Raw genomic sequence first — 26214 nt, 5'->3', positions numbered from 1 at the left:
GACAACGCGTGCGACCGGTCAGGCGTCCGACGTGCTCCGGGGCGTGGTTGCCGGGCTCCCGGTCTGCACGCCGTCGTAGACGTCGCGGTCGATGTCGCCGTCGGGGTGGGCGACCAGCATGGCCACCAGGGTGTCGGCGTTGACGTTGAGGAAGGTCCGCAGGATCCCGGTGAACCAGTCGACGGCGATCAGCAGGCCGACGGCCGCGGGGGGCAGCCCGAGGGTGGTCGCGAGGAACAGAGCCACGACGGGGAACCCGCCGGGCACGGTGATCGTGCCCATGTTGAGCAGGATCGCCAGCGCCATCCCGAACACGATCTGACCGGCCGTCAGGTCGACACCACCGGCCTGGGCGAGGAACAGCACGACGATCGTGTAGTTGAGGACGGCCCCGTAGGAGCCCATGGTCAGCCCGACCGACAGCGTGAAGTTGGCGACCCGGGGGCTCACGCCGACCTTCTCGATCGTGGTGCGCAGGACGGTGGGGTAGGTGACGGCCGAGCTGGTCGTCGTGACCGCGACGGCGGTCTGTTCGGCGAGCATGCGTGGCAGGCGCGCGGGGTTGAGGCGAGTGCGCGCGGCGACGATCGCGACGACGAGCGCGGTGAGCAGGACGACGCCCAGCAGGGTGGTGCCGAGGTAGGCCAGCGCCGACCCGACCACGGCGAATCCGACGCGGCCGGACAGGTCGGCGAGCAGCGCAAAGACCCCGATCGGTGCGACGTACATGACCAGCCGGATGAGGGTGAGCAGGACCTGCTGGAACTGTCCGACGACGTCCAGGACCAGGGCGTTCCCGGTCGCATGGACGTGCCGGTTCAGCGCTACGCCGAACAGCAGCGAGAACAGGATGATCGGGACCATCGCCGCCTCGGCCATCGACTCGACGACGTTGGTGGTGAAGAACCCGAGGACCGTGTCCTGCCAGCTCTCCGGTGCCGCCGCGGGCGGCACCGCGGCGTCGGGCGCACCCGTCGCGACCATGCCGGCGCCCGGCCGGAACAGCAGACCGAGCACCACCGCGACCACCGCGGCCACGACCGAGAGGCCGATCATCCAGGCGAAGGTCCGCAGGGCGAGCCGGCCGGTGCCGGATCCGCTCATGGACCCGCAGGCCGCGATCACCGAAGTCATGACCAGCGGCACGATGGCCATCTGGACGAGCCGGATGAACGCGTCGCCGACGACCTTCAGGTTGCCGGCCCACTCCCCGGCCACCAGACCGAACGCGATTCCGGCGACCGCGGCGAGCGCGATCAGGACGGCGGGATGCTTCATCGCGGCGAGTCTCATCGGGTCCTCACGTCGAGGGTGGCCGGGACGCGGTGGCGGTCCCGGGTGCGGGTGGCGAGCAGGGCGCGGCCGGCGCGCTCGGTGACGATCTCCAACGAGGCGCCCATGTGCTGGTGCAGCAGGTCGCGGGCGGTGTCGAGCCGTCCGGCGAGAACCGCCTCGGCGACGGCGACGTGCTCGGACACGGCCGCCTCGACGCGGCCGGGGAGCAGGTAGTCGTTCATCCGGACCCGCCGGATCCGGCGATGGACGTCGGTCAGCACCGCGACGAGCTCGACGTTGCCCGACGCACCGAGCAGGGTGCTGTGGAACCGTTCGTCCTCCAGCACGAAGCCCGGGCCCGCCTCGGGCGGCTCCTCGAGCATCCGGTGCCAGCGGGCCAGCTCGGCGCGCAGCGCCCCGGCGTCGTGCACGGTGCCCGGGTTCTCCCGGCACCGGTCGATCCCGCGCAGCTCGACCGCGATCCGGACCTCCCAGAGGTCACGCACCCCCACCAGGTCGGGGACGACCACCGAGTAGCCGTAGTCCTCCTCGCGCTGCAGGAGGCCGTCCGCGACGAGCCGGCCGAGGGCCTCGCGGACCGGGGTGCGGGAGATGCCGAACCGTGCGTCGAGCTTCGGCTCGGTGAGGCGGGTGCCCGCGCCGATGTCACCGTTGACGACGTCGTCCCGCAGCACGGCGTAGACACGCTCGCGCAGTGACGACGTCCCCGTGGCGCCGAGGGGCTCCGACATCGACGAGCCTCCTCACCTGCTGTGTCCAGGGCTGGACACAGCAGGTGGGACGCTAGGGGCCCTGCGTTGCGGCAGGGTCTCGTGCCCGTGTCGCCGTGTTTCGTGCGCAGGTGGGTCCTGCCGTGCGCGGGCGGTGGCCGATGGCGGGAGTCCGCGGTGCGGAGGTCCGGCGTGGTGTCGACGCGCGCGGGCTCGGAGCGCGAGCCGCGGACCGACCGACGTGGCGATGCCGGCGCCGACCCGCATCCGTGTCCGGGGCGGCAGGTTCCAGGAGTACCTGATCTTCATAAACCCCGGCCCCGTCGTGGAGGCCGCACGCCGGGATCGACCGGTCCCGCCACGTCCCGGCTCCGCCGACCACGGGCGACGGTGCCGTGCTCGACTGCCGCCCGTGGCCCCGTGCCCGGAACACACACGAGCCGTCGCGGCCTCCCGACGGTGCGCCCGCTCGGCCCGGTCAGCCCGATGTGATCACCGTGGTGCGGTCACCGCGGCGTAGGCGTCGACGATCCCGTCGCCGTAGTGGCCGTTGCGCTCCGGGGTCCCCACGCACGGTGCGTCGTACTCGGGCCCCCGGCCCTGCGGGGCGTAGCTCAGCACCGGAGCCGGGCAGGCACGGTCCGCCGCGGTGTCGCGCAGGATCTGCTCGACCCGGAGCGGGTCCATCCCGAAACCGCCGCCGGGCTGCTCGGTGCCGAACCTGCTGACCACCAGCGCGGCGGCCGCCGCGACGTGCGGCGCGGCCATCGAGGTGCCCTGCAGGTAGGCGTAGTAGCCGCACCCGCCGGTGGCGTCGCAGCCGCGCTGCACGCCGAAGCCCTGGCCCTGCTCGGTGATCGAACCGTCGGGCGCGACGTCGCCGATCGCCTGCAGGATCTCCTTCGGGAAGGTCGACAGCGTGAGGTTCTCGTTGGACTCGTACGCCGGGGTCCCCAGACCGTCGCGGAGCCATCCGCCGGGCGCGGCCAGGTCGGTCTGCTCGATCCCGTAGTTGGAGTAGTCGGCCTTGATCCTCGACGGTCCGACCGAGGACACCCCGAGCACGAACGGTCCCTCGACCGGCAGGCTGTGACAGGTGGCGTTGTCGATCGGTCGCGGGTACGCGCTGCCCACCGGGTAGGTCGGGCTGAGCCGGTCGACCTTCGGGGCGCCGAGGTCGTCGTAGTTGTTGCCCATCGAGCCGACCAGGGTCACGCCGCGCTCGTGGACGTAGCGCAGGGTCCGGTCCATCGTGGCGACCACGGTCTGCTGCTCGATCCGGGCCTCCGCCGAGTCGGGCTCGGACGACGAGCAGTTGTAGACCCAGGGATCGACCCCGAACGACATGTTGATCACGTCGACGCCCACGTCGGCGCCGTGGGTGAGCGCGTCGACCACCGGCTGCAGGAACAGCAGTCCGCTGTCCTGGCCGCCGCGCAGGTCCACCAGGGTGATCTCGGGCGCCACGCCCGAGATGCCGCGTCCGTCGGCCGCGGCCGCGATGATCCCGGCGACGTGGGTGCCGTGCCCCAGGTCGTCCCGGCCGACCGGGTCCAGGCAGGACGGGTCCTCGCAGGGACCGTCGAACGGCGTGCCGTTCGGGTCGGTCGGGATGTCGGGTGCGAAGTTGCGCGACAAACCGGTGTCGAGCTGGCCCGCGAGGTCGGGGTGGCCGGCGTCGACCCCGGAGTCCAGCACTCCGACCAGGACCCGGCGGTCACCGGGCTCGACGGCGCGGGCGGCGTCGGCCCGGGTCATGGTCATCCCGAACCGGGTGGCGTCGAGCGGGTCGAGGCCCGGTGCCTGGGGCTCGGCGGGCGTACGCAACCGCGGGGACGGAGCCGGTCCGGGCCTGCTGCGGTGCTCCTGCTCCACCGGGTCGATCCCGGGGATGTCGGCGGCCGGTGCGGCCGTGCGCAGCCCGGCGGTCGGGAGCGAGCCGATCGGGCGCACCCGGCCGGCGCCGAGCACCGCGGGGGACTGGGCGACGCGCTCGACGAACCCGGTGGCCGGGCCCCTGGCGACGACCAGCCCGACGGCCGGGTTCTCCCGCACCACCGTCGCCCCCGCGTCCTCGACGGCCACCCTGGCGGCCGCGAGATCGGACGGGCGCTCGGCGAGCACGGTGTACTCGGTGTCGGCCGGCTGCGCCGCCGCCTCGGTGGCCACCACGGCGCCGGCCACCAGTGCGGTGACGGTGGCGGCGACCATGGTCACCGTCCGTACCCGGATCCCCCGGCGTCGTGCGCCCGACTTCTCACGTGTATCCCCCATAGGGGCAATCTAGTTCACCGTTTCGGATGGTTCGGGTGGATCACCCACTGTTCGCCGACCGATCACCGAATCGCGACCGACCGGTGCCCGCGCCCCCGGTCAGGCCAGCCGGGGCAGGGCGGCCCGGACCAGCCAGCCGTCACCGTCGGGGCCACCGGTCAGCCTGCCGCCGACGGCCTCGGCGCGTTCCCGCATGGTCACCAGGCCCCGGCCGCCGCCGGTCTCGGCGACCGACGCCGGCCCGGTGCCGAGGGGGAGGTCGTTGCGCAGTTCGACCAGCAGCGACGACCCGTCGTGGGTGATCGTGAGGGTCGCGGCGCAGTTCGGCGCGTGCTTGCACGCGTTGAGCAGGGCCTCCTGCACGATGCGGTAGGCGGTCAGCTCGACCGTCCCGGTGAGCTCCTCCGTCGCGGGCAGCGAGCGCAGCTCGACCCGCAGCCCGCTGCCGCGTGCCGAGTCGACCAGGAGCGGCACGTCGGAGAGCTTGCCCGGCGAGCTGTCCTCGGCCATCCCGACCCGTCGGCCCGCAGAACGTCGATCATGGACCGCATCTCGCGCAGCGCCCGCACGCTCTCCTCGCGCATCCGGCCGACCAGGTCGCTCACCGCAGGGTCGTGCACGGCCGCCGAGGTCACGGCGGCCTCGGCCTGCAAGGCGATCGACGCGACGTGGCCCGCGACGACGTCGTGCAGGTCGCGCGCGATCCGGTTGCGCTCGGCATGGACGGCCGACGCCCGGTCCAGGTCGGCGATGTGTGCCGCCTGCTCCGCGAAGCGCCGCTCGGCCGAGGCGGTCTCCTGGTGGTGGCGGACGTTGCGCCCCCAGGCGACCGGGATCAGCACGAGCGGGATGGCGCCCACGGCGGTGACCAGGCCGTCCTGCCAGGCGGGGTCCAGCGCCACCAGGGTGATCATCAGCAGCGCCGCGAGGACGGTGGCGAGCGGGACCATGTGGCGACTCAGACGCTGCGGCCCGTGGAGCGTCGCCGCGTAGAGCAGGTCGGCGTAGACGATCCACGCCGGGATGCTCGGTCCGGGTACGACGTCCATCAGCAGCAGCACGGTGCCCACCGCGAGCGCGGGCACCGGGGCCTGGCGGCGGAAGAGCTGGGCCACGCACAGCCCGAGGAAGGTGGCGACGAGCTCCACCGCGAGCGGGCCCTCGACCCGCCCGCCGAGCGCGGGCACGACCATCAGCGGGTACAGCACCGCCCCGATCGCGAGCGACCCGGTGACCAGCGTGAGGTCCTGCCTGTTCACCAGGGGGTACCGCCGCCGGAACCACGCGGGCGCGAGAGTCATGCCTCCAGCTGACCACATCCGGCCCGCTGTTTCGAATGCGACTTTCGCACGATGCCGGACCCGGATCCGTGCTGCCAGAATCGGATTCGAGCACGCGCACATCGACGATTCCGTCGAAGATATACGAGGAGAGACCCGTGGCCGAACCGGACAACCGCTGGGCACCCTGGTGGGTGTACCTGATCGCGATCATCGGATCGAACATGCTGAAACAGCAGTTCATGGACGGTGTCTCCGTCCCCGTCAACGTCGGCGTCACGGTGGTCGTGGTCGCGCTGGTGGTGGTCGTCGTCACCTGGGTCTGGCGGGTCTCGCACGGATCCGGATCCAAGTCCTCCCCGCGCTGACCCGTCCGCGACACCTCCCGACTCCGGCCGGGCGCTCTCCACCCCCCGGGAGCGCCCGGCCGGTCCTGTTCCGGGGCGCGGAAACACGTACGGAAATCGGCCGACCCGGGAAATGCGATGATCCTTCTTTCGTTCGATGCCGCCCCACGGCGGCACGGGCACGATGATCGTGTGCACCCTCCACCCGACTCACCCGGCCCCACCGGGCCGGATCCGGACCGGCCGCCGACCCCGTCCCGGGCCACCGCCTCCTGGCCGCGGTCCACGCAGCGTCGACGGGGCGCCCGGCTGCTCGGCCTCGATGCCGCCCGCGGCCTCGCGGTGCTGGGCATGTTCGTGGCGCACTTCAACCCCTACCAGACCTTCCCGGACTCGACCCTGCAGGCGATCGTCTCGGGGCGGTCCGCCGGGCTGTTCGCCGTGCTGGCCGGGATCACGACCGCGCTGCTCAGCGGCGCGGACGACCCGCCCGCCGGGGCCGCCATGCGGGAGCGGCGGGTACGCCTCGCGGTGCGCGCGGTGCTGCTGTTCGGGCTCGGTCTCGCGCTCACCGCGCTGGGCACCTCGGTGAAGGAGATCCTCACCGCGTTCGCCGCGCTCTTCCTGCTGGCCCTGCCGATCCTGCGGGTACGACCGGTGCTGCTCGCCGCCGCGGCGGCGCTGCTCGCGGTGCTGGGGCCGGTCGTGTCGTTCCTGCTCCGTGCGGGGATCGTCGGCGACGAGGGCGTCGGCGAGACCATCGCTCCGTGGCACCTGACCTCACCGGCCGGGATCGCCCATGCCGCGCTCGTGCTGACCGTGACCGGCGTGTACCCGCTCCTGACCTGGGCGCCCTTCCTGCTCGCCGGGATGGCGATCGGCAGGTTGCCGCTGCGCGAGGCCGCCGTGCGCCGGGCCCTGGTCCTGGGCGGGGCCACCGTGACGGCGGCCTGCTACGGACTGTCCTGGTTGCTGACCGGGCCGTTGGGCGGATACGCACTGATGGCGGCCGACCTCGGCACCGACGTCGCCGAGGCCAGGCGGCTGGCCACGACCGCGATCGGGGCGGTGCCGACCGTGCACCCCGTCGCGCTGCTGACCACGGCCGGGCACAGCGGCGCCCCCCTGGAGATCGGCGGCGTCATCGGGCTCTCGATGGTCCTGCTCGGTGTCCTGCTCGTCCTCGGCGACCGCGTGCCGGGACCGCTCACACCGCTCATCGCGGTCGGCAGCCTGGCGCTGACCTGCTACGTCGGTCACATCGTCGTGATCGCGATCCTGGGCCCCGAGCTGCTGGCCCGGCTGTTCATCGAGCACCTCTACCTGGTCCTGGTCGCGATGGTCGTCGGCGCACTGGTCCTCGCGACGGTGTGGCGCAGCCGGCTCGGGCAGGGGCCCCTCGAACGTCCCATCAGCTACCTGTGCCGGCGCATCGCCGCGCCGGCAGCCCCACGGCATCTGCACCCTTCCGAGCACAGGAGGCCGACATGACCACCGCGCGCTGGACCACCCTCATGATGGACGACGCGCAGCTGAGCGAGATGCCTGCGCTCCCCGCCGAGGCGGTGCTCGGCCACGCCGAGTACGTCGCGGCCGACCGGCCAGGGCCGGTCGACCTCTACCGCCGCTGGGAGCGCCAGCAGTGGTCGGCGGCCGACGTCGAGCTCGGCCCGGACGCCGACGCGCTCGGGCACCTCCCCGAGGCGCTGCGCCGCACGGTCGTCGACTCGATCAGGACGTTCGTCGTCGGGGGGGTACACCGGCCTGGACATGCTGGGCCCGATCCTGGTGGGGTCCCCGGACGAGAGCTACTCGGTCTTCCTCGGCACCCAGATCGCCGACGAGACCCGGCACACCCACCTCATGCTGCGCCTCGGCGCGGAGGTCGCGGGCTTCGACCCGGAGCCGCGCCGGATGCTCGCGCAGGCCTGGAACGACTCCGACACGCCGCACCGTGAGCTGACGCTGCTGGAGGGGGAGCTGGTCGCCGACCTGCTCGGCACGCCGATGGACTACCGGCGGTGGCTGCGGGCGGTGGTGCTGTTCCACCTCGTCACCGAGGGCATCCTGGCGCTGGTCGGGCAGCGCGCGCTGGTCCGGACCCTGCGCCGGCTCGACGTGCTGCCCGGGATCCGCACCGCCTACACCGCGATGTGTCGCGACGAGTCGCGACACATCGGGTTCGGGACCCACGCGCTGAGGGTCGGGATGCAGGAGGGCTGCGCCGACGACATCTACGACGTCCTGGAACGGGCGATACCGATCGCACTGCGGTTCGACGACCGGGACGGCCGCCGCGGTGAGGCGTACCGCGCGATGTGCGCCGACCTCGCCCGCAAGCACCTGCGCACGATCGGGGCCGACCCGGCCTTCGCCGAGCACCTGCTCGGCACCGGGACGACCACCGCCGGGAGCATCCGATGAGCGCCGCCGGGACGGTCGGCGACACCCCCGGGCAGGCCGCCGGCGACGTCGTGCAGGGGGCCTGGCCCGCGGTCCTGGCCGAGCTCGCCGCGGCCGGGGTGGGCACGGTCTTCGGGCTGCCCTCCGACGACGTCGCGATGCTCCGGGCCGCGGCCGGACCGGCTCCGGCCGCGCCGCACCTGGTCGTGTGCCGTGACCAGCGCGCCGCCGGGTACATGGCCGTCGGGCACGCCCAGGCGGCCGGGACGACCGGGGTGGTCGTGGTGGGCAAGGGACCCGCCGTGACCACCGTCAGCACCGCGGTGCTGGAGGCGTCCGCGTCGCGCACACCGTTGCTCGTCCTCGCCACCGGCACCGCGCCGGAGCACCGCGACACCGGGGCGTTCCAGGAGCTCGACCAGGTCGCCGTCCTCGGTCCGCTGGTACGCCGTGCCATCCGGGTCGAGACCCCGGCGCGGCTGGTCCCGGCGCTGCGTCAGGCACTGTGGACGGCGACCGGCCCGGTGCCGGGCCCGGTCTACCTCGAGATCCCCGAGCACCTGCTCGACGCCCTCGTCCCGGTGCCGCCCGGGGACGGGCCGTCGATCGAGGAGGCCACGGCGGGCCCGCTCCCGGAGGGGTCCCGAGCCGGGAGGCTGCTGGCCGGGGCGCAGCGCCCGCTCATCCTGGCGGGCGGCGGTGCCCGGGGTGCGGCGCCCGAGGTGCTCGCGCTGGCCGAGGCCCTGGACGCCCCGGTGTTCCTCACCGCGTCCGGCCGGGGGCGCATCGACGAGGAGCACCCGCACGTCGTGGGGCTGAGCGGGCTCTACTGCCACGCCGAGGTCGTTGCACTGTGGGCGGAGGCCGATCTCGTCGTCGCGCTGGGCAGCCGGTTGGAGGAGACCGCGACGATCGGCTGGCCGGACGCGATCGGGACGACGGTCCCGGTGCTGCAGGTCAACCGCGCGGCCGCGGAGTTCTCCGCGGGACACGGCGGTCATCGGGTGGTCGGCGACGTCGCCGCGGTGGCCCGCGGCTGGGCGGCCTGCGCGGGGCCGGACCGGGGGCCGTGGCGGCGACGGGGCGAGGTGTGCCGCGCCGCCGCGCTCGCCGCCGGGACGGAGCAGGCGACGACCCCCGGGGCCGGGGTCCGTCCGGCCCGGGTCGCCGACGCGCTGGCCGCGGTCGCGGCCCACACCCCGGACGACCGGGTCCTCGTCGCCGAGAACGGGCTGGCCGACATGCTGACCTACCACTGGCCGGCCTACGTGTGCCGCGGTGGCGGCGGCTGGGTCGCGCCGTCGGAGCAGACACCGCTCGGCTTCGGGGCCGCGGCCGCGGTGGGCGTCAAGCGGGCGGTGGGGGAGCGCTGTGTGGTCGCGGTCGTCGGGGACGGGGCGTTCACCCTGGTCGACGCCGACCTCCCGACCGCGGCCGACCACGGGCTCGGGGTGTTGTACGTGGTCGTCGACAACGGTGGGTACGGGTGGCTGGAGAGCCAGCGCAGGCCGGGGGACGGCATCCCGGCCGGCATCTTCGCGCGGGCAGGACGTGACCTCCCCGGGTCCCCCGACCCCCGGGTCCGGCTGTTCGGGGTCACCGAGGCCGCGCAGGTCGGGCCCGCGGTCGCCGAGGCCTACGCCGAGACCCGCGCCGGACGGGTCGCGGTGGTCTGGGTCCGGGTCGGCCTCGACGACGGCCCGCACGCCGGTGCACCGCTGGACGGGGACGTGCCCGTGCTGCCCGGCTGACCGCCGAGCGCGGCGGCGGGTGTCCACCCGCCGCCGCGCCCCGTGTCGCCGGGCCCGGGCTACCAGCGGGTGGGGTCGCCCAGGAAGCCGTCGACGCGCACGAGGTCGCCCGCGGCGCGGGCCCGTTCCAGCACCCGCACCCCCACGGCGAGGTCGAGGACGCCGAGCCCGAACGGCGAGAAGACCGTCGGCCGGGCCGGATCCAGCCCGACCTCGCCACGGAGCAGACCCGCCAGTGTGCCGGACACGAACTCCCGGTGCCCGACCTGCTGCTCCGCCAGGTGCACCGAGGTCGCCGCCGTCAGGCAGTGGTCGACGTCGTCGACGATGTTGTTCGCGCCGAGCACCGCCGACACCGGCAGGTCGCGCAGCGACAGCTCCAGCACCGTCTGGCCCGGGGGCAGCGGCTGCTCGTACCACGGGGCGGGTGCGGTCGTCGCGAAGACGACGAGGTCGCTGTCGGCGGCGGCCGTGGCGGGATCGGTGACCGTCCCTGCGGCGATCCCGCCCGCGGCCGCGTGGTCGGCGAGCCGCTGCGCGTACTCCGGCACCGTGTCGAGGACGGTCAGCCTGCCGATCGACCAGCCGTCGGCCAGCAGGTGGTCGACCACGGTCCGCGCGATCACCCCGCCGCCCACGACGAGGACGTGCTCGGCCCGCCGGCCGCCGGTCACGGCCTCGGCGCCGAGCACGGCCGAGGCGGCCGTGCGGGCGGCACTGATCCGGCCCGCCTCCAGGCACGCGACCGGGTAGCCGGTCGCCCGGTCGTTGAGCACCAGCACCGCCGACGCGCGCTGCCGGTTGCGGGCGACGTTGCCGGGGAAGCTCGCGATCCACTTCACCCCGGCGACCCCGTGGCCGTACTCCAGGCTGGCGGGCAGCGAGATGATCCGGGCGTCCGGTGTGGACGGGAACCGGAGGAATCCGCTCGCCGGGTTGACGGTCCGTCCGGCGTCGTGGGCCCGGTAGGCCTCGGCGACGGTCCCGGTCAGGGTGGGGCGCAGCTCGTCCAGTGCCCGGCCGACGGCGGCCGCCGGCACGATCTCGAGGGCGCCGGGCTCGGCGCCGTCGTGGGCGGCGGCCTGTCCTGCCGGATCGGTGATGGTCACGGGAGGTCCTCCTCGGTCGGGTACGACGGTCGGGATCGGCGGGATGCGGGCCGGCGACGACCGGGTCGGTGTGGTCACCAGCGCACGCGCAGCCGGGTCAGGCCGCGGGTGGCGCCGAGCGGTTTCCACGGCAGGTCGGCCGGGTCCTCGTCGAGGCGCAGGCCGGGGAAGCGCGTGGTCAGTCCGGTCACGGCGGTCACCAGCTGCATCCGGGCGAGCGGGGCGCCGACACAGCGGTGCGCGCCGTACCCGAACGTCAGGTGTGGCGATCCGGCCGCTCGCGGGCACCGGTTGGCCCCCATCGAGAACACGACCAGCGGGTCGCCGGCGCGGACCGTGACGTCCCCCAGCTCGACGTCCTCGGTGGCGACCCGGGTGAAGGACAGCGGGGTGGACGGCGCCAGCCGCAGCAGCTCGTCGACCTGTGCCGGGACGACACCCGGATCGGTGCAGGCGGCCTCCCAGCGGTCCCGGTCCAGCAGCATCGTCAGCACCGACAGGGTGAGCTGGTCGGCGGTCGTCTCGTAGCCCGCCATCAGCAGGGCCAGGCACAGCGTGACCAGCTCCCGGGAGGTCAGGCGGTCGTCGGCGTCGCGCGCGGCGATCAGGGAGCTCAGCAGGTCCGGGCCGGGGTCGGCTCGTTTGCGCCGGACGAGGCCACTGATGTAGGCGGCCAGCCGGTATCCCTTGCGACGCGCCTCCGAGCGGTCCTCGTCGAGGGCGAACAGCACCCCGACCAGCGATCGGAACTCGTCCTCGTCGCGCAGCGGGATGCCCAGGATCCGGCAGAGCACCGACAACGGCAGCCGGGCGCACAGGGACCCGACGAGATCGGCCGCGGGCTCGCCGTCGGCCATCGCGTCGAGCAGCCGTGCGACGTCGGTCCCGACGTCACCGGCGAACCGGGCCGTCGCCCGCTCGGTGAAGGTGCCGGCGATCAGCCGCCGCAGCCGGCCGTGCGGCGCGCCGTCCATGCTGACGATCGACTCGGCGGCCGGGCTGAGCGCGGTCAGCTCGGTCGCGCCGGGCGCGACGGCGGCCTCGCGGCTGAAGCGCGGGTCGGACAGCACCGTCCTGGCCAGGTCGTAGTCGCCGACGCTCCAGTAGTGCGTGCCCTCGAAGGGAATGCGCCGCACGGCCGTGACCGACTCGGGGTCCAGGCCGTCCGGCAGCGGTCCGACGGGCAGCGAGCCGGGAGCGGGGGCAGCCGTCGTGCCGGTCGCCTCGGGCGGGTCGGGGGTCACCGCGTCCTCCGGGAGACCTCGAGGGGGTGGGCCGACTCCTCGGCGCGCAGGCGGCCGGCGAGCACGGCCACCACCGCCAGCACGGCCGGGATCATGGCGGCTCCGAGGAAGGTGGCCTGCAGACCGATCGCGGAACCGACCGGCCCGGCGAGGGCCATCGACACCGGCAGCAGACCGAGCGAGACGAAGAAGTCCAGTCCGGACACCCGTCCGAGCAGCGCGCGCGGCACGCGCTGCTGCAGGAGCGTCCCCCAGATCACCATCGGGGCGTTGAACAGCGTCCCGACGACGAACCCGGCGGTCACCATCAGCCACAGCGGTGCCCCCGTCCCGAACACGGCGAGCGGGAGGCAGGCGAGCGCCCAGAGGACCATCATCGCGCTCAGGTGGCGGCGGGGCGGGGCCACCACCAGGAAGGCCGCCGATCCCGCCGCCGCGCCGATCCCGAGAGCAGCAAGTACGAGCGCGTGCTCGGCGGGCCCACCCCCGGAGTCCCGGACCGCGAACGGGGTCAGCAGCGCCATCGGGCCCATCACGACCAGCGTGGCCACCGAGGAGTAGAGCAACGTGGTGAGCAGCCAGCGGGTGCGGACGACATGCCGCAGCCCGCCGCGCAGCCCGGCCGTCAGCGACTCCGAGAGGGCGGCCGGGTCCGGATCGGTGTGCGGCAGCCGGGCCGCCGCGACCGCGGCGGCGACCGCCGCGCAGGCGGCCGCCGCGACCGCCGCGGCCGGCGACCACACGGCGACCAGCGCACCCGCCGCCGCCGGGCCGAGCGCCTGGACCGTGACCGGGCGGAGCATGCCCTCGATGCTGTTCGCCACCGGGAGCTCGGAGGGCTCCAGGACCCGGACCAGCAGCGCCGAGTAGGACGGCATGTACAGCGCCGTGCCGACCCCCTGCACCGCCGCGGCGAGTACCAGGTGGACCAGCGTGAGATGACCGGACACCGAGGCCAGCGCCACCGCACCCGTGCTGCAGGCGCGCACCGCCTCGACCCCGGTCAGCAGCCGACGGGCCGGGACCCGGTCGGCGAGCACCCCGCCCAGCAGGAACGTGACGACGGCGAAGGCCGACCCGGTCGCACCGACCACCGAGACCTCGACCGGGCCGCCGCCCAGGTCGAGCACCTGCCAGATCAGGGCCAGGGTCCAGGCCCCAGTGGCGAGCAGCGAGCAGGTCAGCGACGCGAGCAGGGCGCGGTAGGCGGGGCGCCGCAGCGGCGCGACCGTCCGTGCGAGCGGGGCACTCACGGGGCGGTGAGCGTGTCCCCGCCGTAGGTGCGGTGCACCCAGTCGTCGGCGTAGACGGTGTCGAGATAGGGCACCCCGGTGTCCGGGGAGACCGCGACCACCGGTCCGTCCGGCCGGTTGCGCCGCACCCAGCTCTGCGCCCCGCTGACGACGGTGCCGGTGGACCCGCCCAGCAGGTAGCCCGACGACGCGAGCCGCCTGCACATCCGGACGGTGTCCACCTCGTCGACCATCACCACCTCGTCGACGACCGACTCGTCCATGATCCCCGGGCGGATCGCGTTGCCCAGACCGGGGATCCAGCGCGGTGCGGGCGGTCCCCCGAACAGCGTCGAGCCGACCGCGTCCACGGCGATGATGCGGGTCTCGGGGCGGGTCTCCCGGAAGTAGCGGGCGCAGCCGGTCAGCGTGCCGGTGGTCCCCACCCCGACCACCAGCACGTCCAGGTCCGGCCAGTGCTTCGCGATCTCCGGCCCGGTGCTGTGGAGGTGGGACGACCAGTTCGACGGGTTGTCGTACTGGTTGAGCCAGACGTAGCCCTCGGACTCGCGCAGCTCCCGCACCCGACGGGTCCTGGCCCCGACCAGTCCGGTCCGGGGGTCGGGCTCGGACACCACCTCGACGACGGCGCCGAGTGCGAGTATCTGGCGCCGCATCACCTCGTTGCACCGGACGTCGGTGACGCAGACGAACCGGTAGCCGCGGCTCGCGGCCACCGCACTGAGCGCGACCCCGAGGTTCCCCGACGAGGACTCGACGAGCGTCGCCCCGGGGCGGAGCAGACCCGCGTCCTCGGCGGCGGTCACCATCGCCACGGCCGGCTTCAGCTTCACCGAGCCCGCGAAGTTGAAGCCTTCGTGCTTGAGGACCAGTGGTGTACCGAGAACCGGGTACAGGTCGAGATAGAGATCGTCGGTGTGGAATTCCTCGGCGCGTGAGATCAGCATCAGCCTTCTCGGCAATCAGGGTTCGGTGTGGTTGCCACGGCATTCGGTGGCGGCACCTGTGGGATGTCGACCGGAATGCGGGGCCCCCGTTGCATTCCACGGTCCGACGTGCGCGAACGGACTGCCCCCGAGGTCGTGTACGGACCTGTGGAACGTCCTGATGCGACCGAGCCATGGTGGCACGAACGACTGACCTGGGCATCGTTCGAAAGTAGGAGATCGAGTCCGGACGGGCACCCTCCGTGCCCGCGGAGGGCAGGTAAGGCTCCACTTACGGGTGAAATGCGTCGAGCAATAGAGAACTGTGAGGCATGGCGACATGGTGTTGACCGACGCCCGGCGACGTGCTTAGAGGTCGTTTCAGAAGTCGGCGTGTCGGTCCTGTGTGGATCGGCGCTGGTAGCTGATCATGTCCGGTCGTGGCGCGGCGATCTTGTGTCGAGCGATTGGTGAGCGACGAGCTGTGGGCGCTGGTGGAGCCGCTGCTGCCCAAGCCGCGCAAGCACAAGCGGGGACGGACAGGCCGTCCGCGGGTGCCGGATCGGGCCGCTCTGGCCGGGATCGTGTTCGTGCTCAAGACCGGGATCAGCTGGAACGCGCTGCCCGCCGAGCTCGGCTGTGGGTCCGGAGTGACCTGCTGGCGGCGGCTACGGCAGTGGCAGCAGGCCGGGGTCTGGGCCCAGCTGCACCGGGTGATGCTCGACCGCCTCGCCCAGCAGGGCCTGCTGGACTGGTCGCGGGCGGCGGTGGACAGCGTGAGCGTGCGGGCCAAGCGCCGCGGCGAGGCCACCGGGCCCTCGCCGACCGATCGCGGGAAGGCGGGCAGCAAGTACCACGTGCTCTGCGACCGAGGCGGGCTCCCGCTGCATGCGCTGGTCACCGGGGCGAACGCCCACGACAGTCGGATGCTCGCCCCGCTGCTGGACACCAACCCCGGCGTCCGCGAACGGGCGGGACAGCCGGGGCGTCCGCGACGTCGGCCGGACAAGGTGCACGCCGACAAGGGCTACGACTATCCCCGCTGCCGCCGCTACCTGAGTGGGCGTGGGATCGGGGTGCGGATCGCCCGGCGCGGGATCGAGGACTCCACCCGGCTCGGGCGGGTCCGCTGGGTCGTCGAGTGCACCATGTCCTGGCTGCTGGACTTCCGCCGCCTCGCGCTGCGCTACGACCGCGCCGAATCCACGATCACCGCGCTGTTATCGCTGGCCTGCGCCCTGATCTGCCACCGCCGCCTCACCAAGCCGAAGCCGAAGCCGAAGTGATGGTCGACCCAGCCCTCGCTGAGGCACTCGCCTACGAGGTCGGGGCCAGCGGCCGCCAGGCCAGCCACTCCAAGGCCCGGTCGGCCTCGTCAGGGTCGAAGCGGTGCGGGTCGAACGGCCCGCCCGCCCACTCCAGGCGCTCGGCGCGGTCGGGATGGTCAGGGTCGGCGAGCACGGCCTGGAAGTCCTCATACCCCCCGATCCCGCCGACGTCCTCGGGCGGGCACGCCCCCTGCCCGGCGACGCATCGCGGATAGCACACTCCCGGCTCGACGGCCGCGACCGCCTCGACGGTGATCTCGTGGGCCCAGTTGTCACCGAAGTCGTAGACGTAACCGAACCGGTCACCAGCCTTGACCAGCCGAAACAGCTTCTCTTTCGTCTCGTCGGCGACATCCTGTCCGGGCCAGTCCGGGTCTGGGATCCCGTAGCGGCGCCCGACGATCTCGAACTCGTGCAGATGAGAGTTCGTCCAGCCCATCACTGACTGCACCACCTCGTGTAACACCGCCAAGTCGACCTCGCCCGGCACCTGCACCCGACGCCGGACCGCCGGCACCACCTCGGTCAGGACGATCTCCAACTCGAAAATCTTCGTCTTCTCAGACACACGAGGCGCGACCATCAGCCGATGCTGCCAGCCCCGCCGTCACCGGCAGAACCGGGCCCACCACTTCTGAAACGACGTCTTAGAGGTCGCGCGGATTGGTCACAGCTTGGCCGCGGTCGAGTGTCTGGGGGCGAGGGCGGGTACGGGCCTGCCGATCATGAAGTTATCTACGCTTCGTGATCGTCTGGAGGCCGCGTGCCCACCCTGCCATCATGGCTGACCGAGCCGTTGTGGGACCAGTTCACCGCGCTGCTGCCTCATCGAGACGAGTTCGATCCCACCCATCCGCTGGGCTGCCATCGCCGCCGGATCGCGGATCGGATCGTGTTCGACAAGCTCCTGCAGGTACTGCGGTTCGGCTGCTCGTATGAGGGCATCGCTGACAGCACCTGCTCGGCGACCACCATCCGCGATCGTCGTGACGAGTGGATCAGGCTCGGGGTCTTCGCCCAGCTGCGTCGGATCGTCCTGGACGCCTACGACCGCATCGTCGGTCTGCTGCTGCACGACATCGCCGTCGATGGCGCCATCACCAAGGCCCCCGGCGGCGGCGAGGTCGCCGGTCCGTCGCCGGTGGACCGGCGCAAACAGGGTATGAAACGTTCGGTGCTCGTCGAGGGATACGGCATCCCGCTGGGCCGAGTCCTGGCCGGAGCCAACCGGCACGACTCCCCGCTACTGGGCCCCACCCTCGACCGCCTCGATGCTCTCGGCCCGCTGCCCGACGACATCACCGTGCACCTCGACGCCGGCTATGACTCCGGCAAGACCCGCGACACGCTGGCCGAACGAGGCCTGCACGGCGAGATCGCGCACAAGGGTGAGAAAGCGCCGATCCAGGCCACCCGCCGCTGGCACGTCGAGCGGACCAACGCTTGGCACAACAGCTTCAACCGGCTGCAGCGCTGCTACGAACGACGAGAAATCGTCGTCGACGCGTTCTTCGACCTCGCCGACACGATCGTCACACTCCGTAGCTTGATTCGGCAGGCCTGGACCACACACCGCTGGAACGCCCGACCTGCACGACGTCCATGATCACCAACCAATCCGCGCGACCTCTTAGAGCGCCCGGCAAATGAGGTCGTGGGGGTGTCGTTGCAGGTAGAGGCACGGACCCTCCAGGCGACCATCAGGACATCAGCAATCCCATGATCACTTGCAGGTCCGTGCCTCTACCTGCAACGACACCCCCACGACCTCATTTGCCGGGCGCTCTTAAGAGCGTCCGGCGATTGATGGTTATCGGAGTCGACGGGTCGTGGGTCGGGTTGTCCAGCGGTAGCGGCTGCGGGCACGGTTGATCAGCCGGCGGATCACGGTGAGCGCGGCGGCGAGGTCGAGGTAGAACTCGACGATGATCTTCCGGCGATCGGTGAACCGGCGCAGCTTGCCGTAGCCGTTCATCCAGGAATGGGTGCGCTCGACCGGCCACCGCTTACCGACCTGGATCGGGGCGGGCCGGCCCTTGGTGGCGATCTGTGCGTCGAACCCGAGTCGTTCGAGCAGATCGCGGGTCTTGCCTGAGTCATAGCCCCGGTCCAGGTGCAGGCACGGTCGCTCGGGCAGCGGCCCGATCATGTCGTAGATCCCGATCAGGGTCGGTTTCAGCAACGGCGAGTCGTGGTCATTGGCGCGGGCGCTGATCAGGTGCAGCGGGATCCCCGCACCGTCGCAGACCACGGAGCGTTTGGTGCCCTGTTTGCCCCGGTCGACCGGGTTACAGCCGGCGACCTCGCCACCGCAGGGAGCCTTGGTGATCGCTCCGTCGGCAGACAGATCGTCGAGGTCGAGACCGATCATCTGGTCATAGCCGGCCAGCGCGGCCCGAAGGACCTGCTCCCCGACGCCAGCGGCGGCCCACTGGGCGAGACGGCGGCGGATCGTGCGGTCCGAGCAGCCGGGGGTGGCAATGCGTTCGTAGCCGCTGCCGTGCACCAACGCCGCGAGCACGTGCTCGAACACCAGGCGGTCGGGGATACGGCGGCGGTGACATCCCCACGGATGGGCCGGGTCGAACTCCGGGCGCCGCTCTGCCTCGATCAGGGCAGCGAACTCGACCCAGAGGGGGTCAATCAGCGATTCTGGCAATAGAGGCACGGACCCTCCAGGCGACCATCAGGACATCAGCAATCCCATGATCACTTGCAGGTCCGTGTCTCTACCAACACCGACACACGGCCACCTCTACTGCCGGACGCTCTAAGAGGTCGTTTCAGAACGACTTGTCGAGTTTCCATTGACCCCTCGACGACAGATCAAACGGCAGGTCAGATAGCCGCTTGTCGTCTACAACAGACACGTCGACCTCGTTCTGAAATGACCTCTTAGAGGTCGTTTCAGAAGTCGGCGTGTCGGTCCTGTGTGGATCGGCGCTGGTAGCTGATCATGTCCGGTCGTGGCGCGGCGATCTTGTGTCGAGCGATTGGTGAGCGACGAGCTGTGGGCGCTGGTGGAGCCGCTGCTGCCCAAGCCGCGCAAGCACAAGCGGGGACGGACAGGCCGTCCGCGGGTGCCGGATCGGGCCGCTCTGGCCGGGATCGTGTTCGTGCTCAAGACCGGGATCAGCTGGAACGCGCTGCCCGCCGAGCTCGGCTGTGGGTCCGGAGTGACCTGCTGGCGGCGGCTACGGCAGTGGCAGCAGGCCGGGGTCTGGGCCCAGCTGCACCGGGTGATGCTCGACCGCCTCGCCCAGCAGGGCCTGCTGGACTGGTCGCGGGCGGCGGTGGACAGCGTGAGCGTGCGGGCCAAGCGCCGCGGCGAGGCCACCGGGCCCTCGCCGACCGATCGCGGGAAGGCGGGCAGCAAGTACCACGTGCTCTGCGACCGAGGCGGGCTCCCGCTGCATGCGCTGGTCACCGGGGCGAACACCCACGACAGTCGGATGCTCGCCCCGCTGCTGGACACCAACCCCGGCGTCCGCGAACGGGCGGGACAGCCGGGGCGTCCGCGACGTCGGCCGGACAAGGTGCACGCCGACAAGGGCTACGACTATCCCCGCTGCCGCCGCTACCTGAGTGGGCGTGGGATCGGGGTGCGGATCGCCCGGCGCGGGATCGAGGACTCCACCCGGCTCGGGCGGGTCCGCTGGGTCGTCGAGCGCACCATGTCCTGGCTGCTGGACTTCCGCCGCCTCGCGCTGCGCTACGACCGCGCCGAATCCACGATCACCGCGCTGTTATCGCTGGCCTGCGCCCTGATCTGCCACCGCCGCCTCACCAAGCCGAAGCCGAAGCCGAAGTGATGGTCGACCCAGCCCTCGCTGAGGCACTCGCCTACGAGGTCGGGGCCAGCGGCCGCCAGGCCAGCCACTCCAAGGCCCGGTCGGCCTCGTCAGGGTCGAAGCGGTGCGGGTCGAACGGCCCGCCCGCCCACTCCAGGCGCTCGGCGCGGTCGGGATGGTCAGGGTCGGCGAGCACGGCCTGGAAGTCCTCATACCCCCCGATCCCGCCGACGTCCTCGGGCGGGCACGCCCCCTGCCCGGCGACGCATCGCGGATAGCACACTCCCGGCTCGACGGCCGCGACCGCCTCGACGGTGATCTCGTGGGCCCAGTTGTCACCGAAGTCGTAGACGTAACCGAACCGGTCACCAGCCTTGACCAGCCGAAACAGCTTCTCTTTCGTCTCGTCGGCGACATCCTGTCCGGGCCAGTCCGGGTCTGGGATCCCGTAGCGGCGCCCGACGATCTCGAACTCGTGCAGATGAGAGTTCGTCCAGCCCATCACTGACTGCACCACCTCGTGTAACACCGCCAAGTCGACCTCGCCCGGCACCTGCACCCGACGCCGGACCGCCGGCACCACCTCGGTCAGGACGATCTCCAACTCGAAAATCTTCGTCTTCTCAGACACACGAGGCGCGACCATCAGCCGATGCTGCCAGCCCCGCCGTCACCGGCAGAACCGGGCCCACCACTTCTGAAACGACGTCTTAGAGCGCCCGGCAAATGAGGTCGTGGGGGTGTCGTTGCAGGTAGAGGCACGGACCTGCAAGTGATCATGGGATTGCTGATGTCCTGATGGTCGCCTGGAGGGTCCGTGCCTCTATTGCCAGAATCGCTGATCGACCCCCTCTGGGTCGAGTTCGCTGCCCTGATCGAGGCAGAGCGGCGCCCGGAGTTCGACCCGGCCCATCCGTGGGGATGTCACCGCCGCCGTATCCCCGACCGCCTGGTGTTCGAGCACGTGCTCGCGGCGTTGGTGCACGGCAGCGGCTACGAACGCATTGCCACCCCCGGCTGCTCGGACCGCACGATCCGCCGCCGTCTCGCCCAGTGGGCCGCCGCTGGCGTCGGGGAGCAGGTCCTTCGGGCCGCGCTGGCCGGCTATGACCAGATGATCGGTCTCGACCTCGACGATCTGTCTGCCGACGGAGCGATCACCAAGGCTCCCTGCGGTGGCGAGGGCGCCGGCTGTAACCCGGTCGACCGGGGCAAACAGGGCACCAAACGCTCCGTGGTCTGCGACGGTGCGGGGATCCCGCTGCACCTGATCAGCGCCCGCGCCAATGACCACGACTCGCCGTTGCTGAAACCGACCCTGATCGGGATCTACGACATGATCGGGCCGCGGCCCGAGCGACCGTGCCTGCACCTGGACCGGGGCTATGACTCAGGCAAGACCCGCGATCTGCTCGAACGACTCGGGTTCGACGCACAGATCGCCACCAAGGGCCGGCCCGCCCCGATCCAGGTCGGTAAGCGGTGGCCGGTCGAGCGCACCCATTCCTGGATGAACGGCTACGGCAAGCTGCGCCGGTTCACCGATCGCCGGAAGATCATCGTCGAGTTCTACCTCAACCTCGCCGCCGCGCTCACCGTGATCCGCCGGCTGATCAACCGTGCCCGCAGCCGCTACCGCTGGACAACCCGACCCACGACCCGTCGACTCCGATAACCATCAATCGCCGGACGCTCTAAGAGGTCGTTTCAGAACGACTTGTCGAGTTTCCATTGACCCCTCGACGACAGATCAAACGGCAGGTCAGATAGCCGCTTGTCGTCTACAACAGACACGTCGACCTCGTTCTGAAATGACCTCTAAGAGCGTCCGGCAGTAGAGGTGGCCGTGTGTCGGTGTTGGTAGAGACACGGACCTGCAAGTGATCATGGGATTGCTGATGTCCTGATGGTCGCCTGGAGGGTCCGTGCCTCTATTGCCAGAATCGCTGATCGACCCCCTCTGGGTCGAGTTCGCTGCCCTGATCGAGGCAGAGCGGCGCCCGGAGTTCGACCCGGCCCATCCGTGGGGATGTCACCGCCGCCGTATCCCGACCGCCTGGTGTTCGAGCACGTGCTCGCGGCGTTGGTGCACGGCAGCGGCTACGAACGCATTGCCACCCCCGGCTGCTCGGACCGCACGATCCGCCGCCGTCTCGCCCAGTGGGCCGCCGCTGGCGTCGGGGAGCAGGTCCTTCGGGCCGCGCTGGCCGGCTATGACCAGATGATCGGTCTCGACCTCGACGATCTGTCTGCCGACGGAGCGATCACCAAGGCTCCCTGCGGTGGCGAGGGCGCCGGCTGTAACCCGGTCGACCGGGGCAAACAGGGCACCAAACGCTCCGTGGTCTGCGACGGTGCGGGGATCCCGCTGCACCTGATCAGCGCCCGCGCCAATGACCACGACTCGCCGTTGCTGAAACCGACCCTGATCGGGATCTACGACATGATCGGGCCGCGGCCCGAGCGACCGTGCCTGCACCTGGACCGGGGCTATGACTCAGGCAAGACCCGCGATCTGCTCGAACGACTCGGGTTCGACGCACAGATCGCCACCAAGGGCCGGCCCGCCCCGATCCAGGTCGGTAAGCGGTGGCCGGTCGAGCGCACCCATTCCTGGATGAACGGCTACGGCAAGCTGCGCCGGTTCACCGATCGCCGGAAGATCATCGTCGAGTTCTACCTCGACCTCGCCGCCGCGCTCACCGTGATCCGCCGGCTGATCAACCGTGCCCGCAGCCGCTACCGCTGGACAACCCGACCCACGACCCGTCGACTCCGATAACCATCAATCGCCGGACGCTCTAAGAGGTCATTTCAGAACGAGGTCGACGTGTCTGTTGTAGACGACAAGCGGCTATCTGACCTGCCGTTTGATCTGTCGTCGAGGGGTCAATGGAAACTCGACAAGTCGTTCTGAAACGACCTCTAAGAGCGTCCGGCAGTAGAGGTGGCCGTGTGTCGGTGTTGGTAGAGACACGGACCTGCAAGTGATCATGGGATTGCTGATGTCCTGATGGTCGCCTGGAGAGTCCGTGCCTCTACCTGCAACGACACCCCCACGACCTCATTTGCCGGGCGCTCTAAGGTGGAGGACATGGCCCGAACTGACGTCCGGGGTGGCGTACCGCGGACCGAGCGGACGGCCGTGACCACCGAGTCGGTCCTGGACGCCGCGCTGACGCTGTTCGCCGAGCGCGGCTACCACGGCACCGCGGTCAGCCAGATCGCCGCGGTGCTCGGGGTGCGGACGCCGAGCCTCTACAACCACATGACGTCCAAGCAGGAGCTGCTGGAGACGATCGTGAGCCGGACCCTCGACGACGTGCACGTCGAGTTCGACGCCGCCGTCGCCGGGGTCGACACGCCTGCCGACCAGCTGTACGCCGCGGTCCGCGTGTACGCCCGACGGCACGCCACCCACCGCCGCGAGGCCCTCGTGGTCAACCGGGACACGACGAGCCTGCCCGAACCGGCCCTGAGCCGGATGCGCCGACGGCGACGCGATCACGAGACCGCGGTCCGGGCGGTGATCTCCCGCGGGGTGGAGGACGGCTCCTTCTCGGTCGGCAACGCCGGGCTGGCGTCCTTCGCGATACTGGAGATGAGCGTCAGCATCGCGCGCTGGTTCCGCGAGGACGGCCCCCGGAGCGTCGAACAGGTGGCCGACGAGTACGCGCAGTTCGCCCTGCGGGTCGTGCGGTTCCGCCCGTGACCGCCGCGCGGGACAGCGTGAGCAGCGCGGCCGTCGTCGACGCCGCGCTGACCCTGTTCGCCGAGCGGGGCTACCACGGAACGGCGCTGAGCCAGATCGCCGACGTCCTGGAGGTCCGTACGCCGAGCCTGTACAATCACATGCGGTCCAAGCACGAGCTCCTCGAGACGATCGTCGGCGACACCGTCCGCGGCGTGCTCGACGACTTCCACCGGGCCACCGCGGACCGCGACACCCCCCTGGACCGGCTGTACCACGGCGTTCTCGTCTACTCCCGACGGCACGCCACGCACCGGCGCGAGGCGATCGTGGTCAACCGCGACACCTCGAGCCTCGACGAGCCCGTACGGTCGCAGATGCAGGCCCTCCGGCGGGAGCACGAGCACGCGATCCGTTCGATCATCGCCGACGGCGTCGACGCGGGGCAGTTCTCGGTCGACTCACCCGCACTGGCCTCCTTCGCGATCCGGGAGATGTGCGTCAGCATCGCCCGCTGGTACCAGGACGACGGGCCCATCACCCCGGGGCAGGTGGCCCGCGAGTACACCGAGTTCGCCCTCGGCATCGTGGGGGCGGGGTCGGCCTGACCGCACCGTGCCGGTCGGCGCGACCGCCACGGGGGGCCCGCCCGCCGGCGCCCGGGCCCGCTCAGGCGCTCGGCACGCCGTGGCCGGGTGCCTGCTTGACCACCTTCATGATGAACTGCGACTTCGTCGTCGCCACCCCCGGAAGTGCCGTCAGCGTGCCCATGTAGAGCCGCTCGTAGGCCGCGAAACCGCTGACCGCCACGGCCAGCAGGTAGTCCGGGTTGCCGAACATCCGCCGGCAGCTCACGACCTCCTCCACCTGCTGCACGGCCGCCTCGAATGCCTCCACGGTCGCCTGCCGCTGGTCGGCCATGTCCACGTGCACCAGCACCTGCAGCCCGTGGCCGAGCGCCGCCGGGTCGACGGCCGCGTGGTACCCGGTGATCACCCCGGCCTCCTCGAGCGCGCGGACGCGACGCAGACAGGGGGAGGGGGACAGGCCCACCCGGTGGGCCAGCTCCGTGTTGGCGATCCGCCCGTCCTGTACCAGCTGGTCGAGAATTGCTCGATCGACGCGATCCATGGCCGATCATGCTAATCGCGCCGGCCTGTCCCGCACGATTTGGCATCGTCGACCCCGGATCCTTGGCTAATCTGGGGCGAACGACGGCACACGTGAGGGAGTGGGAATGAGTCTGGTTCTGACCGACGGCGAACGTCGCCTCGCGAACGAGCTGCTCGGTCGGTTCATGGACGGCTACGAGCGGGACCTGGCCGACCGGCCGATCGTGCCCGAGGTCGACCGCGACACCCTGCGGGGGCTGCTCGACGAGCCCTTCCCGGCGCAGGGCGTCGGCGTCGAGGGCTTCTTCCGCGACCTCGACGAGCGGATCCTGCCCAACTCGACGACGGTCTCGCACCCCCGCTTCCTCGCCTACGTGCTGGGCCCGCCCCACGGCATCGGCGCCCACGCCGAGGCCGTCGCCGCCACGCTCAACCAGAACTGCAACTTCTGGCAGCTCTCGCCCGCGGCGTCGGTCATCGAGCGCAGGGTGCTCGACTGGTTCGCCGGTCTCCTCGGCTTCGACACCTCCCGCTCGGCCGGAATCCTCACCGCCGGGGGCTCCATCGCCACTCTCGACGCCCTGACCACGGCCCTGCACGACCGGCGACCGCACTTCCGGGAGCAGGGTCTGCAGGCAGGCGGCCCCCCTCTGGTCGTCTACACCTCGGCCGAGGCCCACCGCTGTGTGGACAAGGCGGCGGGCATCCTCGGGCTGGGGCTGGACAACGTCGTCCGCATCCCCACCGACGGGAACCAGCGGATGCGGGTGGACCTGCTGGCCGAGGCGGTCCGCGCCGACCGCGCGGCGGGCCGCGAGCCGTTCTGCGTCGTCGCCACCTCCGGCACGGTCACCACCGGCGCCGTGGACCCGATCGCCGAGATCGCGGACCTCGCCGGGGCCGAGAACCTCTGGCTGCACGTCGACGGGGCCTACGGTGCCCTGTTCGTGCTCGCCGAGCGGGCCGCGAGCCGGTTCGCCGCGGTGCGCCGGGCGGACCCGGTGGCCCTGGACCCGCACAAGCTGTTGTTCGCGCCGTTGGAGTCGGGCTGCCTGCTCGTCAAGGACGGGGAGAAGCTGCGCCGCACCTACGCCTACTCCTCCTCGTACCTCACCGTGCAGGAGGACCCGCTGATGCGGGACTACATGGACTACGGACCGCAGCTGTCGCGCAACTTCAAGGCACTCAAGATCTGGGCCGCGCTGCGGACCTTCGGCACCGACGCCTTCCGCTCGGCGCTGGGGGAGATGCTCGACCTCTCGACGTACATGGGGGAGCGGATCGAGCGCGAGCCGTCGCTGCGGCTGATGGCTCCGGTCACGCTGACCGCGGTGTGCGTGCAGGTCCCGGGGCTGTCCCACGACGGGCACACCGCCCTGCTGGCGAGGCTCGCCGCCGAGGGCACGGCCCTGCTGGGCCCGGCCGTCGTCGACGGCGGCAGCGGGATGCGGGCCTGCATCACGAACCACCGCACCACGCGGTCGGACATCGACGCGATCGTGGACCGGCTCGTCGAGCTGGCCGAGGTCCCCGCCGAGGTCGTCGGCCCGACGGTCTGAGCGCGTCGCCCGTGCCCCGGGTCCCCACGGGCGTCCGGGCCGCGACCTGTGCCGGGCCGGACATGTGTCCGTGCGGGCCCGCAGGTGCGGCGACCGGACGGATTGACCACGGGTGTCCGACGGCGGCATAGTCCTCGTGC

The 26214-nt window shown here is 71.7% G+C and carries 24 protein-coding genes and 1 pseudogene; 12 read left to right on the top strand and 13 right to left on the bottom strand.

From position 1 onward, the window contains the following. Positions 1-18: 18 nt before the first annotated feature. The 5 genes from KPF47_RS23795 to KPF47_RS40405 all read right to left on the bottom strand — a co-directional run bounded on the left by KPF47_RS23795 (position 19) and on the right by KPF47_RS40405 (position 5539). Complete coding sequence (locus KPF47_RS23795; RefSeq protein WP_224391026.1) at positions 19-1278, bottom strand: dicarboxylate/amino acid:cation symporter; 1260 nt, start codon at positions 1276-1278, stop codon at positions 19-21. Positions 1279-1289: 11 nt separating this feature from the next. Beyond that, positions 1290-2027 (bottom strand): GntR family transcriptional regulator, encoded by a 738-nt coding sequence (locus tag KPF47_RS23790; protein WP_224391025.1) that lies wholly within the window; start codon positions 2025-2027, stop codon positions 1290-1292. Positions 2028-2498: 471 nt separating this feature from the next. After that, positions 2499-4217 (bottom strand): S8 family serine peptidase, encoded by a 1719-nt coding sequence (locus KPF47_RS23785; RefSeq protein ID WP_224391024.1) that lies wholly within the window; start codon positions 4215-4217, stop codon positions 2499-2501. 162 nt (positions 4218-4379) lie between these two features. Beyond that, the gene (locus KPF47_RS23780) at positions 4380-4754 is read right to left on the bottom strand and encodes a sensor histidine kinase (protein ID WP_224391023.1); all 375 of its coding nucleotides are present in this window, start codon (positions 4752-4754) and stop codon (positions 4380-4382) included. Next, positions 4658-5539, bottom strand: a complete 882-nt coding sequence (locus KPF47_RS40405) for a histidine kinase (RefSeq protein ID WP_224391022.1) — start codon at positions 5537-5539, stop codon at positions 4658-4660. The genes KPF47_RS23780 and KPF47_RS40405 overlap by 97 nt, the downstream gene beginning before the upstream one ends. A 179-nt stretch (positions 5540-5718) precedes the next feature. On the opposite strand from KPF47_RS40405, the gene KPF47_RS23770 reads away from it, so the two are divergent. The 4 genes from KPF47_RS23770 to KPF47_RS23755 all read left to right on the top strand — a co-directional run bounded on the left by KPF47_RS23770 (position 5719) and on the right by KPF47_RS23755 (position 10061). Then, the gene (locus KPF47_RS23770) at positions 5719-5928 is read left to right on the top strand and encodes a hypothetical protein (RefSeq protein WP_224391021.1); all 210 of its coding nucleotides are present in this window, start codon (positions 5719-5721) and stop codon (positions 5926-5928) included. 171 nt (positions 5929-6099) lie between these two features. After that, complete coding sequence (locus tag KPF47_RS23765) at positions 6100-7398, top strand: heparan-alpha-glucosaminide N-acetyltransferase domain-containing protein (protein WP_224391020.1); 1299 nt, start codon at positions 6100-6102, stop codon at positions 7396-7398. 279 nt (positions 7399-7677) lie between these two features. After that, positions 7678-8331 (top strand): hypothetical protein, encoded by a 654-nt coding sequence (locus tag KPF47_RS23760; RefSeq protein ID WP_224391019.1) that lies wholly within the window; start codon positions 7678-7680, stop codon positions 8329-8331. Further along, entirely contained in the window at positions 8328-10061 is a 1734-nt protein-coding gene (locus KPF47_RS23755) for a thiamine pyrophosphate-binding protein (protein ID WP_224391018.1), read from the top strand. The genes KPF47_RS23760 and KPF47_RS23755 overlap by 4 nt, the downstream gene beginning before the upstream one ends. Positions 10062-10120: 59 nt before the next feature. Here the strand turns inward: KPF47_RS23755 and sbnB are convergent, their stop codons facing one another. From sbnB to sbnA, 4 genes are all read right to left on the bottom strand, one after another. Next, the gene (gene sbnB / locus KPF47_RS23750) at positions 10121-11170 is read right to left on the bottom strand and encodes a 2,3-diaminopropionate biosynthesis protein SbnB (RefSeq protein WP_224391017.1); all 1050 of its coding nucleotides are present in this window, start codon (positions 11168-11170) and stop codon (positions 10121-10123) included. A gap of 74 nt (positions 11171-11244) precedes the next feature. Next, positions 11245-12414 carry a cytochrome P450 gene (locus KPF47_RS23745; RefSeq protein WP_224391016.1) on the bottom strand — a complete coding sequence of 390 codons (1170 nt, stop codon included), beginning with the start codon at positions 12412-12414 and terminating at the stop codon, positions 11245-11247. Continuing rightward, positions 12411-13667 (bottom strand): MFS transporter, encoded by a 1257-nt coding sequence (locus KPF47_RS23740; protein WP_224391015.1) that lies wholly within the window; start codon positions 13665-13667, stop codon positions 12411-12413. Before KPF47_RS23740 ends, KPF47_RS23745 begins: the two co-directional genes overlap by 4 nt. Continuing rightward, a complete protein-coding gene (sbnA, locus tag KPF47_RS23735) occupies positions 13664-14617 on the bottom strand; it encodes a 2,3-diaminopropionate biosynthesis protein SbnA (protein WP_224391313.1) in 954 nt (317 codons plus the stop codon). The genes KPF47_RS23740 and sbnA overlap by 4 nt, the downstream gene beginning before the upstream one ends. Before the next feature lie 416 nt (positions 14618-15033). Here sbnA and KPF47_RS23730 point away from each other — a divergent pair, with 416 nt between their 5' ends. Beyond that, on the top strand, positions 15034-15879 hold the full coding sequence (locus KPF47_RS23730) for an IS5 family transposase (protein ID WP_224389824.1): 846 nt from the start codon (positions 15034-15036) through the stop codon (positions 15877-15879). Positions 15880-15910: 31 nt separating this feature from the next. Here KPF47_RS23730 and KPF47_RS23725 read toward each other — a convergent pair whose 3' ends face one another. Then, positions 15911-16504, bottom strand: a complete 594-nt coding sequence (locus KPF47_RS23725; protein WP_224386178.1) for a plasmid pRiA4b ORF-3 family protein — start codon at positions 16502-16504, stop codon at positions 15911-15913. A gap of 180 nt (positions 16505-16684) precedes the next feature. On the opposite strand from KPF47_RS23725, the gene KPF47_RS23720 reads away from it, so the two are divergent. Further along, positions 16685-17527 carry an IS5 family transposase gene (locus KPF47_RS23720; protein ID WP_224386276.1) on the top strand — a complete coding sequence of 281 codons (843 nt, stop codon included), beginning with the start codon at positions 16685-16687 and terminating at the stop codon, positions 17525-17527. A 204-nt stretch (positions 17528-17731) separates the two neighbouring features. Here KPF47_RS23720 and KPF47_RS23715 read toward each other — a convergent pair whose 3' ends face one another. After that, positions 17732-18589 carry an IS5 family transposase gene (locus KPF47_RS23715; RefSeq protein WP_224389877.1) on the bottom strand — a complete coding sequence of 286 codons (858 nt, stop codon included), beginning with the start codon at positions 18587-18589 and terminating at the stop codon, positions 17732-17734. A gap of 298 nt (positions 18590-18887) precedes the next feature. Between KPF47_RS23715 and KPF47_RS23710 the strand changes: the two genes are divergently transcribed. Continuing rightward, on the top strand, positions 18888-19733 hold the full coding sequence (locus KPF47_RS23710; RefSeq protein ID WP_224386179.1) for an IS5 family transposase: 846 nt from the start codon (positions 18888-18890) through the stop codon (positions 19731-19733). A gap of 31 nt (positions 19734-19764) precedes the next feature. Here KPF47_RS23710 and KPF47_RS23705 read toward each other — a convergent pair whose 3' ends face one another. Further along, positions 19765-20358 (bottom strand): plasmid pRiA4b ORF-3 family protein, encoded by a 594-nt coding sequence (locus KPF47_RS23705; RefSeq protein WP_224386178.1) that lies wholly within the window; start codon positions 20356-20358, stop codon positions 19765-19767. A 171-nt stretch (positions 20359-20529) separates the two neighbouring features. On the opposite strand from KPF47_RS23705, the gene KPF47_RS23700 reads away from it, so the two are divergent. The 4 genes and pseudogenes from KPF47_RS23700 to KPF47_RS23685 all read left to right on the top strand — a co-directional run bounded on the left by KPF47_RS23700 (position 20530) and on the right by KPF47_RS23685 (position 24011). Then, positions 20530-21387 (top strand): IS5 family transposase, encoded by an 858-nt coding sequence (locus KPF47_RS23700; protein ID WP_224391014.1) that lies wholly within the window; start codon positions 20530-20532, stop codon positions 21385-21387. A 250-nt stretch (positions 21388-21637) separates the two neighbouring features. Next, positions 21638-22494: pseudogene (locus KPF47_RS23695) on the top strand (IS5 family transposase). A gap of 363 nt (positions 22495-22857) precedes the next feature. Continuing rightward, positions 22858-23424: a TetR/AcrR family transcriptional regulator gene (locus tag KPF47_RS23690; protein WP_224391013.1), complete on the top strand. Its 567-nt coding sequence runs from the start codon at positions 22858-22860 to the stop codon at positions 23422-23424. Further along, positions 23421-24011 carry a TetR/AcrR family transcriptional regulator gene (locus tag KPF47_RS23685; RefSeq protein WP_224391012.1) on the top strand — a complete coding sequence of 197 codons (591 nt, stop codon included), beginning with the start codon at positions 23421-23423 and terminating at the stop codon, positions 24009-24011. Before KPF47_RS23690 ends, KPF47_RS23685 begins: the two co-directional genes overlap by 4 nt. A gap of 61 nt (positions 24012-24072) precedes the next feature. Here the strand turns inward: KPF47_RS23685 and KPF47_RS23680 are convergent, their stop codons facing one another. Beyond that, a complete protein-coding gene (locus KPF47_RS23680) occupies positions 24073-24534 on the bottom strand; it encodes an Lrp/AsnC family transcriptional regulator (protein WP_224391011.1) in 462 nt (153 codons plus the stop codon). Between the two features lie 106 nt (positions 24535-24640). Here KPF47_RS23680 and KPF47_RS23675 point away from each other — a divergent pair, with 106 nt between their 5' ends. After that, a complete protein-coding gene (locus KPF47_RS23675) occupies positions 24641-26074 on the top strand; it encodes a pyridoxal-dependent decarboxylase (protein ID WP_224391010.1) in 1434 nt (477 codons plus the stop codon). Positions 26075-26214 lie beyond the last annotated feature (140 nt).

The organism is Pseudonocardia sp. ICBG1293, assembly GCF_020131355.1.
Taxonomy (GTDB): domain Bacteria; phylum Actinomycetota; class Actinomycetes; order Mycobacteriales; family Pseudonocardiaceae; genus Pseudonocardia.
This window is presented reverse-complemented; position numbering and strand designations above follow the sequence as displayed.

Coding starts and splice junctions, on each gene's coding strand:
- KPF47_RS23725 (WP_224386178.1), bottom strand. CDS start 16,504: ATGGTCGCGCCTCGTGTGTCTGAGAAGACGAAGATTTTCGAGTTGGAG.
- KPF47_RS23795 (WP_224391026.1), bottom strand. CDS start 1,278: ATGAAGCATCCCGCCGTCCTGATCGCGCTCGCCGCGGTCGCCGGAATC.
- KPF47_RS23790 (WP_224391025.1), bottom strand. CDS start 2,027: ATGTCGGAGCCCCTCGGCGCCACGGGGACGTCGTCACTGCGCGAGCGT.
- KPF47_RS23755 (WP_224391018.1), top strand. CDS start 8,328: ATGAGCGCCGCCGGGACGGTCGGCGACACCCCCGGGCAGGCCGCCGGC.
- KPF47_RS23785 (WP_224391024.1), bottom strand. CDS start 4,217: ATGGTCGCCGCCACCGTCACCGCACTGGTGGCCGGCGCCGTGGTGGCC.
- KPF47_RS23675 (WP_224391010.1), top strand. CDS start 24,641: ATGAGTCTGGTTCTGACCGACGGCGAACGTCGCCTCGCGAACGAGCTG.
- KPF47_RS23705 (WP_224386178.1), bottom strand. CDS start 20,358: ATGGTCGCGCCTCGTGTGTCTGAGAAGACGAAGATTTTCGAGTTGGAG.
- KPF47_RS23680 (WP_224391011.1), bottom strand. CDS start 24,534: ATGGATCGCGTCGATCGAGCAATTCTCGACCAGCTGGTACAGGACGGG.
- KPF47_RS23760 (WP_224391019.1), top strand. CDS start 7,678: ATGCTGGGCCCGATCCTGGTGGGGTCCCCGGACGAGAGCTACTCGGTC.